15 protein-coding genes are annotated in these 17,217 nt (G+C 64.4%); 11 read left to right on the forward strand and 4 right to left on the reverse strand.

Annotated features, from left to right (window positions below; genetic code table 11):
* The first annotated feature begins 183 nt into the window (after positions 1–183).
* The 4 genes from VSX60_RS02745 (at position 184) to VSX60_RS02760 (ending at position 4,233) form a co-directional block, all read left to right on the forward strand.
* Positions 184–717, forward strand: coding sequence for a MerR family transcriptional regulator (locus tag VSX60_RS02745; RefSeq protein ID WP_327622616.1), 534 nt, complete (start codon positions 184–186; stop codon positions 715–717).
* Between the two features lie 241 nt (positions 718–958).
* Positions 959–2,755 carry an acyl-CoA dehydrogenase C-terminal domain-containing protein gene (locus tag VSX60_RS02750; RefSeq protein ID WP_327622617.1) on the forward strand — a complete coding sequence of 599 codons (1,797 nt, stop codon included), beginning with the start codon at positions 959–961 and terminating at the stop codon, positions 2,753–2,755.
* Between the two features lie 22 nt (positions 2,756–2,777).
* Positions 2,778–3,032, forward strand: coding sequence for a hypothetical protein (locus VSX60_RS02755; RefSeq protein ID WP_327622618.1), 255 nt, complete (start codon positions 2,778–2,780; stop codon positions 3,030–3,032).
* Positions 3,025–4,233 carry an acetyl-CoA C-acetyltransferase gene (locus VSX60_RS02760; RefSeq protein WP_327622619.1) on the forward strand — a complete coding sequence of 403 codons (1,209 nt, stop codon included), beginning with the start codon at positions 3,025–3,027 and terminating at the stop codon, positions 4,231–4,233. Before VSX60_RS02755 ends, VSX60_RS02760 begins: the two co-directional genes overlap by 8 nt.
* An 85-nt stretch (positions 4,234–4,318) precedes the next feature.
* On the opposite strand, the gene VSX60_RS02765 is transcribed toward VSX60_RS02760, so the two are convergent.
* Positions 4,319–5,098 (reverse strand): EAL domain-containing protein, encoded by a 780-nt coding sequence (locus VSX60_RS02765; RefSeq protein WP_327622620.1) that lies wholly within the window; start codon positions 5,096–5,098, stop codon positions 4,319–4,321.
* A 160-nt stretch (positions 5,099–5,258) separates the two neighbouring features.
* Between VSX60_RS02765 and VSX60_RS02770 the strand changes: the two genes are divergently transcribed.
* Positions 5,259–7,466, forward strand: a complete 2,208-nt coding sequence (locus VSX60_RS02770) for an FAD-dependent oxidoreductase (RefSeq protein WP_327622621.1) — start codon at positions 5,259–5,261, stop codon at positions 7,464–7,466.
* A gap of 282 nt (positions 7,467–7,748) precedes the next feature.
* Entirely contained in the window at positions 7,749–8,831 is a 1,083-nt protein-coding gene (locus VSX60_RS02775) for an SH3 domain-containing protein (protein ID WP_327622622.1), read from the forward strand.
* A gap of 73 nt (positions 8,832–8,904) precedes the next feature.
* On the opposite strand, the gene VSX60_RS02780 is transcribed toward VSX60_RS02775, so the two are convergent.
* Positions 8,905–10,284 (reverse strand): L-serine ammonia-lyase, encoded by a 1,380-nt coding sequence (locus VSX60_RS02780; RefSeq protein ID WP_327622623.1) that lies wholly within the window; start codon positions 10,282–10,284, stop codon positions 8,905–8,907.
* 195 nt (positions 10,285–10,479) lie between these two features.
* Entirely contained in the window at positions 10,480–11,523 is a 1,044-nt protein-coding gene (locus VSX60_RS02785; RefSeq protein ID WP_327622624.1) for a YihY/virulence factor BrkB family protein, read from the reverse strand.
* A 265-nt stretch (positions 11,524–11,788) separates the two neighbouring features.
* Here VSX60_RS02785 and VSX60_RS02790 point away from each other — a divergent pair, with 265 nt between their 5' ends.
* Both VSX60_RS02790 and VSX60_RS02795 read left to right on the forward strand, forming a co-directional pair.
* Entirely contained in the window at positions 11,789–12,433 is a 645-nt protein-coding gene (locus VSX60_RS02790; protein ID WP_327622625.1) for a S24 family peptidase, read from the forward strand.
* A 55-nt stretch (positions 12,434–12,488) separates the two neighbouring features.
* Positions 12,489–13,193: a thermonuclease family protein gene (locus VSX60_RS02795; RefSeq protein WP_327622626.1), complete on the forward strand. Its 705-nt coding sequence runs from the start codon at positions 12,489–12,491 to the stop codon at positions 13,191–13,193.
* A gap of 61 nt (positions 13,194–13,254) precedes the next feature.
* Here VSX60_RS02795 and VSX60_RS02800 read toward each other — a convergent pair whose 3' ends face one another.
* Complete coding sequence (locus VSX60_RS02800; protein ID WP_327622627.1) at positions 13,255–15,285, reverse strand: glycosyltransferase; 2,031 nt, start codon at positions 15,283–15,285, stop codon at positions 13,255–13,257.
* Positions 15,286–15,356: 71 nt separating this feature from the next.
* Here VSX60_RS02800 and VSX60_RS02805 point away from each other — a divergent pair, with 71 nt between their 5' ends.
* The 3 genes from VSX60_RS02805 to VSX60_RS02815 all read left to right on the forward strand — a co-directional run bounded on the left by VSX60_RS02805 (position 15,357) and on the right by VSX60_RS02815 (position 17,157).
* The gene (locus tag VSX60_RS02805) at positions 15,357–16,229 is read left to right on the forward strand and encodes a transporter substrate-binding domain-containing protein (RefSeq protein WP_327622628.1); all 873 of its coding nucleotides are present in this window, start codon (positions 15,357–15,359) and stop codon (positions 16,227–16,229) included.
* A 183-nt stretch (positions 16,230–16,412) separates the two neighbouring features.
* On the forward strand, positions 16,413–16,748 hold the full coding sequence (locus tag VSX60_RS02810; RefSeq protein ID WP_327622629.1) for a c-type cytochrome: 336 nt from the start codon (positions 16,413–16,415) through the stop codon (positions 16,746–16,748).
* 40 nt (positions 16,749–16,788) lie between these two features.
* A complete protein-coding gene (locus VSX60_RS02815) occupies positions 16,789–17,157 on the forward strand; it encodes a hypothetical protein (RefSeq protein WP_327622630.1) in 369 nt (122 codons plus the stop codon).
* Positions 17,158–17,217: the final 60 nt, after the last annotated feature.

Genomic DNA, 17,217 nt, shown 5'->3' on the forward strand with positions numbered 1-17,217 from the left:
TGCTCGCGCGGTAAGTTCGAAAAACTGACCCGAACATGGTAAATGATCGGTTAACGCAATTACGATCTCGTTAGGGATTAACCGCATAAGCCGGCCCGAAACTGGACCGGGAATTGACGCAGCGTCTTGTAACAGCCTCATTTAAAGCGATATTCAGTTCCGGTGCGGGTCCAGCGGCCCCGTTTGACCGCGCTGCGTCTTTGCGAAGTGCGTTCTGGAAATTTGCGCGAATACGGAAATCTGCTCATGCCAAACTTGAAGCCAGTCGAAACGGCGGACGAAGAGTCTTCCGTCGACATCGATTTTCTGCTGGGCCGAAGCCAAGAGGCCGCCTCCCAAAAGTCAGTGTTCAAAATCGGCGATCTTTCGAAGGAATTCGGCGTCACCTTGAGAACACTGCGGTTCTACGAGGATCGCGGCCTGCTCTCACCGGAACGCCGTGGCACCACCCGGCTTTACAGCCGCCGGGACCGAACCCGGCTCCGGCTCATCCTGCTGGCCAAAACATTGGGCTTCTCGCTCACTGAGGCGAAGCAGCTCATCGAGATCTACCACCAGCCCAACGGCAAGCGGAAGCAGATCGAGGTGGCGCTGGAGCGCTTCGAGGAGCAGCAGCAAATCCTCTACGAACAGCGGGATGAAATCGAGGATTCGATCCGTGCGATGACCGTATCGATCGACCATTTGCGCCAAAAACTGGGCGAATTGGACGCCTGATCCGTCCCGCTCGGCATCGGCCTGCAACGATCCGTGAAGCTGGGTGAGCCGATTCCGATCGAATCTCCCCATAGCCACAAACGGGCGCGACCGCCTTACGGCGCGCCCGCATAATCTCTCACACTGGTGTATGATAAGAGAGCCAGCCGGCGCGCCCGGCGGCGAAGACGTTGGCACTCTTATTGACGTTTACGTAAAAGATATCCATACCGTCTCCGACCGACCGCGACGGAGGAATGACATGCCGACCTATCAGGCGCCCATCGAAGATACGCTGTTCGTCTTGAACGACCTGCTCGGCTTTGAACGCTACAGCAATCTTCCGGGATTCGCCGAGGCCTCGCCGGACATGGTCGAAGCGATTCTCGGCGAAGCCGGGCGCATTGCCGGAAAAGTGCTGCAACCGCTCAATCAGCAGGGCGATCGCGAGGGTTGCCGCCGCTCCGACGACGGTTCGGTGACGACGCCGGCGGGCTTCAAGCATGCGTATGAGACGTGGCGCGAGGGCGGCTGGGGAAGTCTCGCCTTCGACCCGGCCTATGGCGGCCAGGGCCTGCCGCACACGCTAGCCACTGCCGTTGGCGAATACATGTCGGCCGCCAACATGGCCTTCGCCATGTATCCCGGCCTGACAGCCGGCGCCATCGCGGCCATTTCCTCCCACGGCACCGACGAGCAGAAATCGACCTACCTGCCGAACATGATCGAGGGATCGTGGACCGGCACGATGAATTTGACGGAGCCCCATTGCGGCACCGACCTCGGCCTGCTGCGCACCAAGGCAGTCCCGCAAGACGGCGGCGGCTACGCCATCACCGGCCAGAAGATCTTCATTTCCGCCGGCGAGCATGACCTCGCCGAGAACATCATCCACCTCGTTCTCGCCCGGATCGAGGGTGCGCCCGAGGGGGTCAAGGGTATCTCGCTGTTCATCGTGCCGAAGTTCGTCCTCGACACGGAGGGTAAGCCCGGCCGGCGCAACGGCGTCGTCTGCGGCTCCATCGAGGAAAAGATGGGCATCCACGGCAACGCCACCTGCGTCATGAACTACGACGACGCCACCGGCTATTTGATCGGCGAGGCCCACAAGGGCCTTCGGGCGATGTTCACGATGATGAACGAGGCGCGGCTGGGCGTCGGCGTGCAGGGGCTGGCCCTGTCCGACGTCGCCTATCAGAACGCTGTCGCCTATGCCCGCGAACGCACCCAGGGCCGGTCCCTGTCAGGCGTCAAGGCGCCCGACAAGAGCGCCGATCCGATCATCGTCCATCCGGACATCCGCCGCATGCTGATGACCATCCGCGCGATCAACGAGGCGGGCCGCGCGCTGGTGCTGTGGACGGCGCTGAAGGGCGACCTGTCGCATCGCTCCGCCGACGCGGCCGAGCGCCAGGCGGCCGACGACTGGATGGGTCTGATGACGCCGGTGATCAAGGGCGTCCTGACCGACAAGGGCTTCGACAATGCCGTCATGGCCCAACAAGTCTATGGCGGTCATGGCTATATCGGCGAATGGGGCATGGAGCAGTTCGTCCGCGACGCGCGTATCGCCCAGATCTACGAAGGTGCCAACGGCATCCAGGCGCTCGACCTCGTCGGCCGCAAGCTCGGCCTGAATGGCGGCCGGGCGGTGCAGGCCTTCTTCGCCGAGGTCAGCCAGTTCTGCGAGGAAAATCGCGGCGACGAGCGCATGGCGCCGATCACCAAGGCGCTGAAGAAGGGCCTCAACGACCTGCAGCAGGCGACCATGTGGCTGATGCAGAACGCCATGGCCAAGCCCGACAATGCCGGCGCGGCTTCGACCGACTACATGCATCTCTTCGGCCTCGTGGCGCTTGGCTATATGTCGGGCCGCATGGCAAAGATCGCCGAGGAGAAGATTGCCGCGGGAGCCGACGGGCAGACGGCGTTTCTGGAGAAGAAACGCATCACCGCCCGGTTCTTCATGGAACGGCTGATGCCGGAGAGCGCCGCCCATCTCGCCCGCATTTCGTCCGGGGCCGAGGCGATGATGGCGCTGGAGGCCGACGCGTTCTAACCTTCGGCGCGAGGAGACCGAGATGCCGACCAAGCGCCTGCCGTTGCCGAAGCAAGTGTCCGTCGCGCTGACGGAGGAGGCCTATGATCGACTGCGGGCACTGAATTCGGACCATGGCCTGTCGAACAATTATCTCCTGACGGTGCTCTTGTCGCGCCTCGACGATTATGCCGACCCGGACCGGCTCGCCTGGGTCTTCGACGATTTCATCTCAGAGTATGGTGCGCCGTCGCCTGGCGGCATGGGCGCCCGCAAACCGGAGAAACCCGATGGCTGAAGCCTTCATCTACGATCACGTCCGCACACCCCGTGGCCGCGGCAAGAAGGATGGCGCGCTGCATGAGGTGCCGGCCGTGCGGCTCGGCGCGAAGGTTCTCGAGGCGGTGCGCGAGCGCAACGGCATCGACACCAAAAACGTCGACGACATCATCTTCGGCTGCGTCGATCCGGTCGGCGAGGCCGGCTCGGTGATCCCCAAGGCATCCGCCTTCGAGGCCGGTTACGACTTTGCCGCCCCCGGCATGCAGATTTCGCGCTTTTGCGCGTCCGGTCTCGACGCGGTCAATCTCGCAGCGGCCAAGGTCGCGCAGGGAGCCGACGACATCGTCATCGCCGGCGGCGTCGAGTCGATGTCACGGGTCGGCATGGGCATGTCCGGCGGCGCCTGGATCATGGACCCGTCGGTGGGCATTCCCTCCTACTTCATGCCGCAGGGTGTCTCGGCCGACCTCATCGCGACGAAATACGGCTTTTCCCGCGACGACGTCGACGCCTATGCCGTGGAAAGCCAGAAGCGCGCCGGCAAGGCCTGGGACGAAGGCCGCTTCGCCAAGTCCGTCATCCCTGTCAAGGACCAGAACGGCCTGACCATCCTCGACCGTGACGAACACATGCGCCCGTCCACCGACATGCAGTCGCTCGGCAGCCTCAACGCCTCCTTCGCCATGCATGGCGAAATGGGCGGCTATGACGCGGTCGGCATCCAGGCCCACCCCGAGATCGAGGCGGTGAACCACGTCCACCACCCCGGCAACTCGTCGGGCATCGTCGACGGCGCGGCTGCAGTGCTGATCGGCTCCAAGGCTGGTGGCGAGGCCCTCGGCGTGCGGCCGCGGGCCCGGATCAGGGCCTTCGCCAATATCGGCTCGGACCCGGCGCTGATGCTGACCGGCCCGGTGGACGTGACGGAAAAGCTGCTCAAGCGCTCGGGCATGTCGCTGTCGGACATCGACCTGTTCGAACTGAACGAAGCCTTCGCGGCGGTGGTGCTGCGCTACATGCAGGCCTTCGATATCGACCACGACATCATCAACGTGAATGGCGGCGCCATCGCCATGGGGCATCCGCTGGGGGCGACCGGGGCGATGGTGCTCGGCACCGTCCTCGACGAGTTGGAACGTCAGGACAAGAATTTCGCGCTGGTGACACTGTGTATCGGCGCCGGCATGGGCACGGCGACGATCATCGAGCGGGTATAGGATGCGCAAAGGTTCCGAGAAAGGCGCCCTTGTTCTCATCGACTTTCAAAGTCAGTCTCCGGGTCGCCCGATCTCGAACGAACGCTCACGCGTAATGGTGGCGCATGACCTGCGTGCCGACGTCCGGGCCGATAGCGGGCAGCGCCTCGAAGGCCGGCTTGGCGAAGTAATAGCCCTGGAAGAGCTTCACGCCCGCCGCTTTCAGGTTGACGAATTCGGCTTCGGTCTCGACGCCTTCGGCCAGAACCTTAATGTCGAGCTCACGCGCGACGAACAACATCGCCGCGATGATTGCCTGGCGAGCGCGCGAGGTGTCGATGCCGCGCACCAGCTTCATGTCGATCTTGATCAGGTCGGGCTGGAAGTCGGCGAGAAGCCCCAACCCGGCATAGCCGGCACCGAAGTCGTCGAGCGCCGTGGTGAAACCCATCCGGCGGTATTCGGCGATAATGTTCTGGAGGTGGCCGATATCGGCCACCTTCTCGTCTTCGGTGAACTCGAACATGATCGAATCAAGCGGAAAGTCGGCTTTCCGGGCGGCGGTCAATGTCGCGCGAAGGCAAGCTGCCGGCTCGTAGACGGCATTCGGCATGAAGTTGATCGACAGCTTGGTTCCGCTGCCCGGCGTGAACAGTCGGCTGGCGAGTTCGATCGCCTTCACCCGGCAGGCCTGGTCGAATCGGTAACGCTGCTCAGGCTCGACCTTGGACAGGATCGCGTAGGCGCCCTCGCCCGAAAGACCTCTGACCAGCGCCTCGTAGCCCCAGACCCGCTCGGTCGCGACATCGTAGATCGGCTGGAATGCCATCGAGAATTCGAAATCGAGCGGACGGGACGTTTGGCACCCCTCGCATGTGGCGGTCATGGTTTCGGTTCCTCACAGTGGCCGATCGTCCTAGATCCCTACCAAACAACGGTTTCGCAATTCTGAAAACACGATCGCCTTGTCCGGCCCGATGCGACTGGCAGACAAGAATTTCCTCAGCCGGCAATCGATGCCGGCAGACAAGACCGGGAGTGGACCAATGAGCTACGAGAACTTCACCGTCGAAACCGATGCTGACGGCATCGCGCTGATCACTTGGGACATGCCCGACCGGTCGATGAATGTCTTCACAGCGGCGGTGATGGACGAGATCGACCGCATCGTCGATCAGGTCGTCGCCGAGGCTGCGATCAAGGGCGCCGTCATCACCTCGGGCAAGACCGGCTCCTTCACCGGCGGTGCCGACCTCAAGATGCTGTCCGGTATGTTCGCACGCTTCGAGGCCAAGAAGCGCGAGGATAAGGACGCGGCGATCCAGGAACTGTTCGACGGGGTCGGACGCATGTCCTGGCTCTGGCGCAAGCTGGAGACCTGCGGCAAGCCCTTCGTCGCGGCGATCAACGGCACCTGCATGGGCGGCGGCCTCGAACTCGCCTTGGCCTGTCACGGCCGCGTCGCGGCGGCCGGCGCCAAGATGGGCCTGCCGGAGGTCAAGGTGGGGATTTTCCCGGGCGCCGGCGGCACTCAGCGCGTGCCGCGCCTGACCGACACCCAGTCGGCGTTGCAGATGCTGCTCAAGGGCTCGACCCTTTCGGCCGAGAAGGCCAAAGGCATGAAGCTGATCGACGCGGTCGTGCCCGCAAGCGTCCTCGTCGCCACGGCCCGGGAGATGCTCAAGGCCGGATTGTCGCCGGTTCAGCCCTGGGACCAGAAGGGCTTCAAGCTGCCATCCGGGCCCGTCTATTCGGCGCAAGGGGCACAGGTCTGGCCGGCGGTCGCCTCGCTCTACCGCAAGGAGACGGGCGACAATTATCCCGGTGCCCGCGCCATCGTGAAATGCGTCTATGAGGGCCTGCTTTTGCCGATCGACGCGGCGCTGCGGGTCGAGCAGCGCTACTTCACCGAGGTTTTGCAGACGACGGAAGCGGCGATGATGATCCGATCGCTGTTCGTCTCCATGCAGGAGTTGAACAAGGGCGCGCGCCGGCCGGCAAACGTGCCCGCCTCGCAGTTGAAGAAAATCGGTATCGTCGGCGCAGGATTCATGGGCGCCGGCATCGCCTATGTCGCGGCACAGGGCGGCCTCGACGTGGTGCTCATCGACCGCGACCAGGACGCCGCCGACAAGGGCAAGGCACATTCCAAGACGCTGATGGACAAGCTCGTCGGTCAGGGCCGCGCCACCAAGGAACAGGCCGAGGCAGTCCTCTCGAAGATCACCGCTACCCCCGACTATGACACGTTGAAGGATGCTGATCTCGTCGTGGAGGCAGTGTTCGAGGACCGCGACGTCAAGGCCGAGGTGACCCGCAAGGTCGCCGCCGTCCTGCCGAAAACCGCGGTCTACGCGTCCAACACCTCGACGATCCCGATCAGCGGTCTTGCCGAAGCCTTCGACGATCCGGAGCGCTTCATCGGCATCCACTTCTTCTCACCGGTCGACCGGATGATGCTGACCGAGGTGATCCTCGGCGAAAAGACCGGTGACAAGGCGCTGGCGGTCGCGCTCGATTTCGTGCGGGCGATCAAGAAGACGCCGATCGTGGTCAACGACACCCGCGGCTTCTTCGCCAATCGCTGCGTGCTTCGCTACATGTCTGAGGCCTACGACATGCTGGTCGAGGGCATTCCGCCGGCGATGATCGAGAACGCGGCGAAGTTCGCCGGCATGCCGGTTGGGCCGCTCGCCCTCAACGACGAGACCGCCGTCGATCTGTCGCTTCGGATCATGAAGGCGACCATGCGCGACATGGGCGACGATTCCGTCGACCCGCGTCATTTCAAGCTGGTGGAGCAGATGAACAGCGATGGCCGGCTGGGTCGCAAGGCCAGCAAGGGCTTTTACGATTATCCGGCCAAGCCCGCCAAGAAGTCGCTGTGGCCCGGCCTCAAGCAGATGTTCGAGCAGCAGCCGGCCGACGGCATCGACTTCGAGGAATTGCAGCAGCGCTTCCTCGCGACCATGGCGCTGGAGGCCGCCCGCACCATGGAGGAAGGCGTCGTCGTCGATCCGCGCGAGGCCGATGTCGGTTCGATCCTTGGTTTCGGCTACGCGCCCTACACCGGCGGCACGATCAGCTACATCGATGGCATGGGCGTCAAGGCCTTCGTTACGCTCTGCGACAAGCTGGCGGACCGCCATGGCGAGCGTTTTCGGCCGACGCCGCTGTTGCGGGAGATGGCGGACAAGGGCGAGAGCTTTTACGGTCGCTTTCCGCCGAAAACGCCCCAGGCGAGGGCAGCCTGAGGCGAGCGCCAGGCCGGGACGATGACCGCGCGTCTACGGCGATCCGGCGCTGCCTCGTGGCCCAACCGAGCCGGCTGTCGGGCCGAAAAACGCAAAAAGAGTCGGCTTGCCGGCGAATTTGAGTCGCTCAGACCCCTGATTGGCCATAATTCGCGGGTTTAACCTTCGCCTAGGGATATCGCGCATGGCAGGCCAAACGGGCCTGTCGAGAGATTGCGACCTTGAACCGGTGCGGCGGATGAACGTCCGGCCCGAGAGGGGGGTCGGCAAGGAGACGTCTCAATGACGACAGGGGATGGATTGCAAAGCGGGGGACGCGCGAGCGAAGCTGAGCTGTTGAAGCGGCTGGCTGAGCGCCGGACCGACTTTGAGCAGGCGCAGGCTGAAACGCGTGAAAGCGCAAGTTTCGCGCGCTTTTTCTCACGCCGTAAGCCGGCTGCGGGACCGACTCAGAACAAGGCGAACCGTTGGGAACCTCGTGAATCGGTGGGCGGTCTGCGGCGCCGACCGGTCGCTGCGTATCTGACGATGACGCTCGTCTCGGCGGTGGCTGTGGGCGCCGTCGCGCTGCTGGCCATGTCTTCGGGCGGCGATGCCGCCTCCAACGGCCCGGCGGCGATGACTGCTCGCGCTCCGGCGGCGGAAAGCGCGGCAACAGCCGCGGCCTCGGCCGCGCGCACGCCTGTCGAGGCAGCGATGGCGTCGTCCGCCAGCGACACGCGGGCGGCGGCGCTGGAGACCCCAGTTGAGTTGGCGGTCGAGCCGGTCGCGGTCCCCGCGGCCGAGACCGATGGGCGGCTTCGCCCCACCACTGAAGATCTCCCGAAGAGTGCGGCCGAGGCTCCCGCGCCGTCGAGCGATGCGGTGGCGGTGGCGCTTGCCCTGCGTCTGCCTTCGGCCCCGAGCGAAGCCACCACCGGCATGTCGGCGGATCTTTTGACGACCGGAAGTATCACGTCCCTCGTCGGCCAGCGTCCGATCGTCAGTGCGCCGGTCGGCGCGGATGGAACGCCCGATATGGCACGTTGGGCGATCCCGGAGACCGATCCTGTCAGCGAGCCGACGGCAGGCTATGACGCGGCAGAAATCGCCGCGTTGGAGACGACGGCCGAGGAACCCGCGGCGATCGAGGCGGCGGCGGCTGGCACGAACGCGGAGACCCCGACCGAGCCGGAGACCAAGTCGACGGCCAGCGTCAAGGTCGCGGTCAACCTGCGGGCCAAACCGGACAACGGCGCCAAGGTGATCGCCGTGCTGCCCAAGGGACGTACGGTCGAAGTCCACGGTTGCAAACTGTGGTGCGAGGTTTCCGCCGACGGCAAGCGTGGCTTCGTCTTCAAGAGCTTCGTCAGCCGCAAAGGCTGACCTTTCGAACCAAGATTGTGCTTCCCCATCCGGGACCTGTTTGAACGCCCCAGATGTCAGGTCACAAGCCACCTCAGCAAAGCGTGACGTTCACGGCGAGGCCGCCGAGGGCGGTCTCCTTGTATTTCTCGCTCATGTCGACGCCGGTCTGGCGCATGGTCTCGATGACGCTGTCGAGCGAGACGAAGTGCGTGCCGTCGCCCTTGAGGGCCAGCCGCGCGGCGTTGATCGCCTTGACCGCGCCCATGGTGTTGCGCTCGATGCAGGGAATCTGGACAAGCCCGCCGATCGGATCGCAGGTCAGCCCGAGATTGTGCTCCATGGCGATCTCGGCAGCGTTCTCGACCTGCCGGGGCGTTCCGCCGAGGACAGCGCAAAGCGCGCCCGCGGCCATCGAGCAGGCGACGCCCACCTCTCCCTGACAGCCCATTTCGGCCGCCGAGATCGAGGCGTTCTGTTTGTAGAGCGCCCCGATCGCCGCGGCGGTCGCCATGAAATCCACGACCCCCTCATCGGACGCGCCGTGAACGAAGCGTTCGTAATAGGCGAGCACCGCTGGAATGACGCCAGCGGCACCATTGGTCGGCGCCGTGACGACTCGTCCGCCTGCGGCGTTCTCCTCGTTGACCGCCAAGGCGTAGAGATTGACCCAGTCGAGCGTCGTCAGCGGGTCCCGCAAGGCTCTTTCTGGGCGTTTCAGAAGTTCGCCGTGAAGCTGCTTGGCGCGCCGCCGGACCTTGAGACCGCCCGGCAGAATCCCTTCCATGCGGCAGCCGCGTTCGATCGATTCGAACATGGCGTCGCGGATGGCGAGAATACCATCGCGGACCTCGGACTTGGAGCGCCAGGTTTCCTCGTTGGCGAGCACCAGTTCGGCGATCGACAGGCCTTTGGCTTCGCAGATTTCCAGAAGCCGGTCGGCGGAGCCGAATTCATAGGGCGCCCGGGCGTTGGTCAGGACCGGTGCCTCGCCGGCGGCGTCTTCGGCGGACATAACGAACCCACCACCGACGGAGTAGTAGTCGGCGGTATCGATCTCGGTCCCCGCCGCGTCGAAGGTGGCAAAACGGATGCCGTTGGAATGGTGGGGCAGCCGCTCGCGCTTGAGCATCAGCAGTTCCTCGCCGTCCCGAAAGACGATGCGCTGCCCGCGATCGAGCTGCAACTCGCCCTTGTCGCGAATATAGACGTAGAGATCCTCCGCATCGTCCGGATCGAGCGTGTCGGGCTTGAGCCCGGCCAGGCCGAGCATCACCGCCTTGTCGGTGCCGTGCCCCTTGCCGGTCAGCGCAAGCGAACCGTAGAGTTTGACGACGATCCGCGCCGCCGCGCCCTTCAGCCCGCGATCGTCAAGGCGATCGAGGTAGCGCCTGGCCGCCCACATCGGCCCGACCGTATGCGAGGACGACGGGCCGATCCCGATCTTGAAAAGCTCGAAAAAGCTGACGGACATGAGGCCTCCAGAAAAGACGAACTCGGAGGGAGCCGAGCATCCCCCTGTGTGGGGATGGTCCGCGGCCACGCCGAGCATTGCGCCGCTTACACCATCAATGCGGGCGCCCCCGTCTGGTTTGCGACGAATCCGACGCGCGGGCGACCCGACCGGACTGCCGGGAAGGAAGCGGGCTGGGGACGCCGACCAAGACGATCAGCCGAAAAACCCACGCTTCTCAGCGGTCGGATCGGGATTGCGCCGCGAACTCTGCCCTACCGTATCCGCCACGCGCGCACCGCGGGTACCGATGGGTTTGGCCGGCGGCTTGGTCGTGTCCTGAGCCGTCTGATGCTCCATCTCGGCGTTGATCTCCGCGCCGATGATAAAGATCAGCGAGGAAATCCAGACCCACATCATGAAGCCGATCACGGCGCCGAGGGAACCGTACATCGCGTTGTAGTTGGCAAAGTTCTGGAGATACCAGGAAAAGCCGATCGAGGCGGCCACCCAGACGACGGCCGCCAGCACCGCGCCGAACAGCACCCAACTCCAGCGGGCGCGATTGCGGCTCGGTCCATAGCGATAGATCAGGGCGATCGCCACCACGATCAGAAGGAAAACCACCGGCCAGCGCATCGCGGCGATCAGGGTTTCGGTGAAACCGCGCAACCCAAACAACGCCATCACCACCGGAACCACGCCGACCATGGTGATCAGAACGATGCCGATGAAGATCGCGCCGAGGGTGAAGCAGAGCGCGATGAGATTGAGCTTGATGAAACTACGTCTTTCGCTCTCGCCATAGGCGACGTTCATCGCCTCGAACAGCGTCTTGATGCCGTTATTGGCGCTCCACAGCGCGAACAGGGAACCGAAAATGAAGCCGATCGACAGGGAGGACGGTTTCTGATTGACCAGATTGTCGAGTTGCGCCTGAAGAAGTTCGGTGCCGGCCTGTGGCAGGAAACGGCCGGCAAAGGCGATATGCTCGCTGATCGTCGCCGGATCGTTGACGTAGCCGTAAAGCGAGACGAACACCGCGAAGGCCGGAAATAGCGCCAGGAGCAGATAGAAGGTTGCCCCCGCCGCGATCAGCATCACCCGATCCTCCCAGAACGAGTGATAGATCCTGAGGAGAATATCCTTCCAGCCCTTCCAGGGAATCGAGAATGGCCCGGCGGCCTCGCGGCCCCGGCCAGGTTCACTGGCCCGGCGGCGCATCTCGTCGCTGGCGTGTGCCATGAATTTGCCGTCCATCCGCCGATCCATCCTCCTGTTCGACCCCGCGCCCTCTCGCCGCGACGGACTGAACCGGTCGGTCATAGAGAAAACCTGTCTCAGGAATAGCATAATCTCGATGTGGTTCCGGCCGAACCTTTCGTCGCACGAATTCTTTGCGCTTGGGGATAGCCGCGCTATTTTCCGTGAAATTTGACGTTGCGATATGGACAAGGTCCGCTCGGCACTCTATGAGCGTTCAAGGTATATATTCCTTTGTCGCTGTCGCCACGAGTCCCGCACGATGTTTTCGCATGACCGGATCTGGGCCGCCATCGACGCCCTCGCCGCCCGCAACCAGCTATCGGCCTCCGGGCTGGCGCGGCGCGCGGGCCTCGATCCCACCACTTTCAACAAGTCGAAGCGAAATGCCGGGGACGGACGACCGCGCTGGCCATCGACGGAATCCCTTTCCAAGGTCATCCATTCGACGGGCACGAGCCTGGAGGAATTCACAGCGCTGGTTCGCGGCAGTGGGGACGAACTGTCGCCTACGCGCGGAACCGCCAGCGTGCCGTTGCTCGGCTTCGCCCAGGCCGGCACCGGTGGCTATTTCGACGATGCCGGCTTTCCTGTCGGTCAGGGCTGGGACGAAATTTCGCTACCGACGACCGGCGACGAAGCCGTTTATGCGCTGGAAGTGTCCGGCCATTCGATGATGCCGCTTTATCGCGACGGCGACGTCGTCATCGTCTCGCCGAGTTCGTCGGTCCGCCGCGGCGACCGGGTCGTCGTGCGAACCCGTGACGGGGAGGTGATGGCGAAGATCCTGCAACGCCGAACCAGCCGCAGCATCGAACTCGGCTCGGTCAATCCCGACTATCCCGACCTCCATTTCGCGGTCGACCAAATCGAATGGATGGCACGGATACTCTGGGCCAGCCAATGAGGCGGTCCGTGTTGCTAAAACCTGCGGGCCGGCCGGCGGATGCCCGCTGTCCGGCATGATTCGCGCGCTGTTCATCGCAGCGGCGCTGGTCGCACTGGTCGTGCTCCTTATCCGTCTCTCGCCGCTCGGCGAGCGCGGAGCAGCAGAGCCCGGTGCACCGCAGCAGATTCCAGCCGGCGAGAACGCTTCCATCGAGAACCCGCCAGATTCCGCGGATCGGCCAGCCCAAGCTGATTCAGGAACGCCCTCCGTTGTCGCGCCCGACCGCGATGTGACGCCCGGCGGCTTTACCCGCGGTCAACGCGCCGGCGAGGCCTTCGACCGCCTGCCGCCGCGCCGGCCCCTGTCAACGCCGGCGGTCGAGGAGGACGAGACGCCGAGGAGCACGCGGCAGGTGCTGCTTCCTCGCCCGGTCGCCGTCGACGCGGCCCATCTGAAAATCGGCGACGGCACCATCGTCCTTACGGGCATCGACCCGCTCCCGCTCGGCGAGACATGCGAAGCGGACGCCGGCGCCTGGCCCTGCGGCATGCGGGCCCGAACGGCGCTGTGGGGGTATCTGCGCTCCCGCGCGGTCCGCTGCCAGGCACCGGAAGATTTCGGCCGGAAACCGGAGACGATCGAGAGCGCCTGTACCCTGCAAGGCAACGACGTCGGCGCGTGGATCGTGCGCAATGGCTGGGCGAAAGCGGTCACCGGCGGCCCCTATGAGGACGCCGAGACCGAGGCCCGGCAGGAGCGCCGCGGCGTCTGGCGATAAGGACGGCTGCCGGCGGCGTCAGCAACTGCGGCGCCATTCCCTGCGCCGACCTGTTTCGCCCTCAGTCCTCGCCGAAATGCGGTTCGAGCCGATACCGCGCGTCACCGGGATCGGCTCGCGAGCGAATATCGTGCGGAGTCTTTTCCCATTGGTGTGGTGCGCTGACGAGTTGCCCGAGGGCGCGCAGCGCGGCGACTGCAATCAGCAGCCAATAGAGGTAGAGAAGCGGGTAATATTTGACCAGCACGCCCCGCTCCCTGGCATCAAGGGCACCGATCGACAGGGCGATGAACGCGGCATAGCCGCCGACCGCGTTGAACAGGTCGAGCGCGAAGATAAGCCCCTGATAAGCGCTCGACAGACCGTTGGTCGCAAAGCTCGCAAGCGACAGGATCGCGAGGGCGAGAAATACCGGATGGGCTAGCGCCGAGGCCAGCATCCCGACGAAGAGCAACTGGAAGACGACGAAGTTGCGCAGGCCGATTTGCCGCCGGAGTATGCCCGGCTGGCGCATATGGACCAGCCAGGTCTGCGCCCAACCCTTCGTCCAGCGGGTTCGCTGCCGGTGCCAAACCGCCCAGCGCTCGGGTGCGTCTTCCATCGTCGGAGACGATAGCGTCTCGACCCGGTATCCGGCGCGATAAAAGCGCATGCCGAGATCGGCGTCTTCCGTGACATTGTGGGAATCCCACCCCCCAATCTCGATCAGGCGGCTGCGGACGAAATGGTTCGACGTGCCCCCAAGCGGAACCGGAAAGCCATGTCCGGAAAGCCAGGGCAGAAGTCGGCGGAACAGCGCTGCATATTCCAGCGCGAAGATGCCCGCCAGCCAGTTGTTCGCGCCGTTGCGCACGACAAGCGGCGCCTGAAGGCAGACGAGATTGGCCGGCCCCTGACGAAACCGTCCAAAGGCCTCGCGCAATTGGCCCGGGTCCGGTTCGTCCTCGGCATCGTAGAGTACCAGGAACTCCCCCGCGGTGAGCGGCAGGGCGTAATTCAGCGCCTTCGGCTTCGTGCGGGGTTCGCAAGCCGGAATCACGACCACCTCGAATTGCGGATGACCGGCGATGGCGCGTTCGACCGCGCGGATCGTCGCCGCGTCGTCGCCCTCGCAGATCAGCTTGATCTCGATCCGGCTGACCGGCCAGTCGAGTTTGCTCAAGGCCCGCACCAGACGGTCGACCATTGCCGCTTCGTGATAGAGCGCGACGAGGACCGAATAGAGTGGCGGCGGCTCGTCTGATCGCGATGACGCGTATGCGTCCGCGGGCGGCGGCTGCCGACTGATCGCGGCGGCGAGCCGGATGGTGAGACAGGCGGCGAACAACACGCCCGCGAGGGGATGCAGGATCGCAACCGTGGCCCCAGGCGCCGAGAACAACGCCAGAAGCAACAGGCCGAATGCCAACATGAGGCCGATCGCCTGGCCTGCTTCCAGAACGGTGCGAGCCGACTGACGAGGCTGCTCGGCGGCAAGACTGAGGACGGCGGCATCGAGACGCTGACGTTCGCTCTGTCGCGCCATGGCCGATTTCACATCGGCCTCCGTGGTCACCCGCGCCCTGTCCTTCACCTCCGGCCAGCGCCACAGGAACTCCGCCGTCCGATCGAGACCTTCGAGCTTTGGCAGCAGGAACAGCTTCGTCCTCAGCTCATCGTCGCAGGTCTTGACGAGGCGCGGCAAGGCCACCGTCTTGCAACGCTCGGCGCCGATGATCCGGTTGCCCGGGGCGATCCCGTCGAACGGGACATCAAGCGCTTCGGCCATGGCGGCGGCGACAGTCTGCGCATCGGCGGCCCCGCCGGCGACGATTTCGGCCAGGAGATCGGTGCCGTTTCGCTTCGCCGCGGATCGCGCGGCCCGGATCGTCACGGTGTCGAGGCCGAGGGCGGCCAGCACGCCCTCGCACAGACCTTGTCGAGAGCGCCTTGCGGTTGCCACCGTTTTGGGCGACAGCGGGAAACGGATTGGGGATCGCGCTCCGTCACCGAGCGACAGCGTCGGAAAGACGGCGGGTTTGGCGGCGTACGCCGACGGGAGTTGCAAAGGATCGTCGCGCAATCGGGCCACCCGCTCGAGTTCGCGGCGCACGTTTGCGAACTTCGGCAGTCACGGCGCCCTCTTTCATCTTGAGCGAGCGATTACGCAAGGGAAACAAACTTATGAGAGAAAATTTCTCGCTCCGGTTGCTTCTTGTTTTGGTTCTGGCGCTGGCGCCTGTCCTCGGCACCGGCCAGCTTCGCTCCGTGGCCGCCGAAATGGAGACGGTGTCGATCCCCAACTTCTTCGACCAGCGTCAGCGTATGACGAAACCGCAGCTGGACGGCCGCCAGCGAATCCGCTTCCTCACAACCACCGACTATCCGCCGTTCAATTTCCTCGATCCTCGGGGGCGGCTCGCGGGATTCCACGTCGATCTCGTCCGGGCGATCTGCGAGGAATTGGACGTACTGTCGCGTTGTCAGATCGAGGCAATGGCTTTCAAGGACCTCGTGCCTGCGGTGAAGCGCGGCGACGGCGACGCCATCGTGGTCGGTCTCGCGATGACGCCCACAACCCGGCAGGAACTAGCCTTCACCGAGCCGTATTTCCGCTATCCCGCCCGCTTCGTGACCCGCAAGGACCACCAGTTTCAGGAGCCGGTCGCCGAGGCAACAGCCGGCAAGAGCATCGGGGTGGAAGAAGGCGGCGCCCACGCGGCGATGCTGGGGGCGTTTTTTCCATCCGCCGCGCCGCGCCCCTTCGCCACCCGCCGCGATGCGCTGGAAGCACTGAAGAACGGCGAGATCGACGCATTCTTCGGCGACGGCGTCGGCCTATCCTTCTGGCTCGAAAGCGATTCCGCGGCCGATTGCTGCGTGTTCTCGGGCGGCCCTTATCTGTCCGACCGCTTTCTCGGCGAGGGCCTCGCCATCGCCGTCGCGCCCAACGATCGCGCACTGGCCCGCTCGATCGACTACGCCATCGGCCGGATCGTCGAGAAGAAGGGCTTCTCGGAGCTTCTTCTGCGTTATTTTCCGGTCAGCGCATTTTAGCCCTCCCCCGTCGTTTCATCTCGGCAGATCGAGGGAGCCGACGCGCGGCTCACCAGCCCGCGCGACGGCGCGCCCACCCCCTGATCCGGCGGCGAGATATCTCGTCGGTTTGATCCGCATCAAGATCAAGGTCCTTCGGCGCTGCTAGCGTGGCGGTCTACGAAGGAGGATCGGGAGACTGGGATGCGACAAAAATCAGGACTGGCATTCGCCACCGCCGTGGGAGTGGCCCTGCTCGCGCCGGCCCTCGCCGCCGCCCAGTCAGCAGAGGAGATCGCCCACGGATTGGCGCTGGTCGAGGACAATTGCGTTCGCTGCCATGGCATCGGCAAAGCCGACAAGAGTTCGCATCCCGACGCACCGGAATTTCGCACGCTGTCGAAGCGCTATCCCATCGAAGCGCTTGGCGAGGCATTCGTCGAAGGAATCGTCACCGGCCATCCCGACATGCCCGAATTCATGGCGACGCCGGTCCAGACGGCCGCGATCATCGCCTACATCGACGGCATTCAGGAATAGAGCTCGTACTCCTTCCGGCTCCATGAGAAAGTAACCGATCATGAATCTCAACAGCATCCACATGGAACTGGCCCGCGACCGCGAGAATCCCGAGGGCAATGCCCACAGAGGCTACGAATTCACGGCGGCGCTGACGCCGGACGGCCATCTCGACCCGGAGGCCTGGAAGACGGCGCCGGAGCGCTTTACCGTGACACGGTTTTGGGACGGCGAACGCACGGCGCTCGGCACGCTCACCTATCGCAAGGGCGAATGGGTCTTCGACTATGACTACGAGGCCGACGCCGACGACGAACCCGGTTACCGGTTTGCCCAGCATGTCTTCCGCGAAGGCGAGTATGTCTCCATCGATGAGCCCGGCCTGGGCCTGCGTACCTTCAAGATCATCTCGGTGCGGCCGGCCGTGTAGATACGTGACGAGCGGATGTGCGACCGCGTCTCGTGGCTCGTTCCGATAGCGCCTTCCTAT

The sequence above is a fragment of the Aurantimonas sp. A3-2-R12 genome (genome assembly GCF_036016755.1).
GTDB lineage: Bacteria > Pseudomonadota > Alphaproteobacteria > Rhizobiales > Rhizobiaceae > Aurantimonas > Aurantimonas coralicida_A.

Excerpts from the sequence above, each read along its gene's own strand:
- VSX60_RS02750 (WP_327622617.1), top strand. The coding sequence starts at position 959 with ATGCCGACCTATCAGGCGCCCATCGAAGATACGCTGTTCGTCTTGAAC.
- VSX60_RS02755 (WP_327622618.1), top strand. The coding sequence starts at position 2,778 with ATGCCGACCAAGCGCCTGCCGTTGCCGAAGCAAGTGTCCGTCGCGCTG.
- VSX60_RS02760 (WP_327622619.1), top strand. The coding sequence starts at position 3,025 with ATGGCTGAAGCCTTCATCTACGATCACGTCCGCACACCCCGTGGCCGC.
- VSX60_RS02765 (WP_327622620.1), bottom strand. The coding sequence starts at position 5,098 with ATGACCGCCACATGCGAGGGGTGCCAAACGTCCCGTCCGCTCGATTTC.
- VSX60_RS02770 (WP_327622621.1), top strand. The coding sequence starts at position 5,259 with ATGAGCTACGAGAACTTCACCGTCGAAACCGATGCTGACGGCATCGCG.
- VSX60_RS02775 (WP_327622622.1), top strand. The coding sequence starts at position 7,749 with ATGACGACAGGGGATGGATTGCAAAGCGGGGGACGCGCGAGCGAAGCT.
- VSX60_RS02780 (WP_327622623.1), bottom strand. The coding sequence starts at position 10,284 with ATGTCCGTCAGCTTTTTCGAGCTTTTCAAGATCGGGATCGGCCCGTCG.
- VSX60_RS02785 (WP_327622624.1), bottom strand. The coding sequence starts at position 11,523 with ATGGACGGCAAATTCATGGCACACGCCAGCGACGAGATGCGCCGCCGG.
- VSX60_RS02790 (WP_327622625.1), top strand. The coding sequence starts at position 11,789 with ATGTTTTCGCATGACCGGATCTGGGCCGCCATCGACGCCCTCGCCGCC.
- VSX60_RS02795 (WP_327622626.1), top strand. The coding sequence starts at position 12,489 with ATGATTCGCGCGCTGTTCATCGCAGCGGCGCTGGTCGCACTGGTCGTG.
- VSX60_RS02805 (WP_327622628.1), top strand. The coding sequence starts at position 15,357 with ATGAGAGAAAATTTCTCGCTCCGGTTGCTTCTTGTTTTGGTTCTGGCG.
- VSX60_RS02810 (WP_327622629.1), top strand. The coding sequence starts at position 16,413 with ATGCGACAAAAATCAGGACTGGCATTCGCCACCGCCGTGGGAGTGGCC.
- VSX60_RS02815 (WP_327622630.1), top strand. The coding sequence starts at position 16,789 with ATGAATCTCAACAGCATCCACATGGAACTGGCCCGCGACCGCGAGAAT.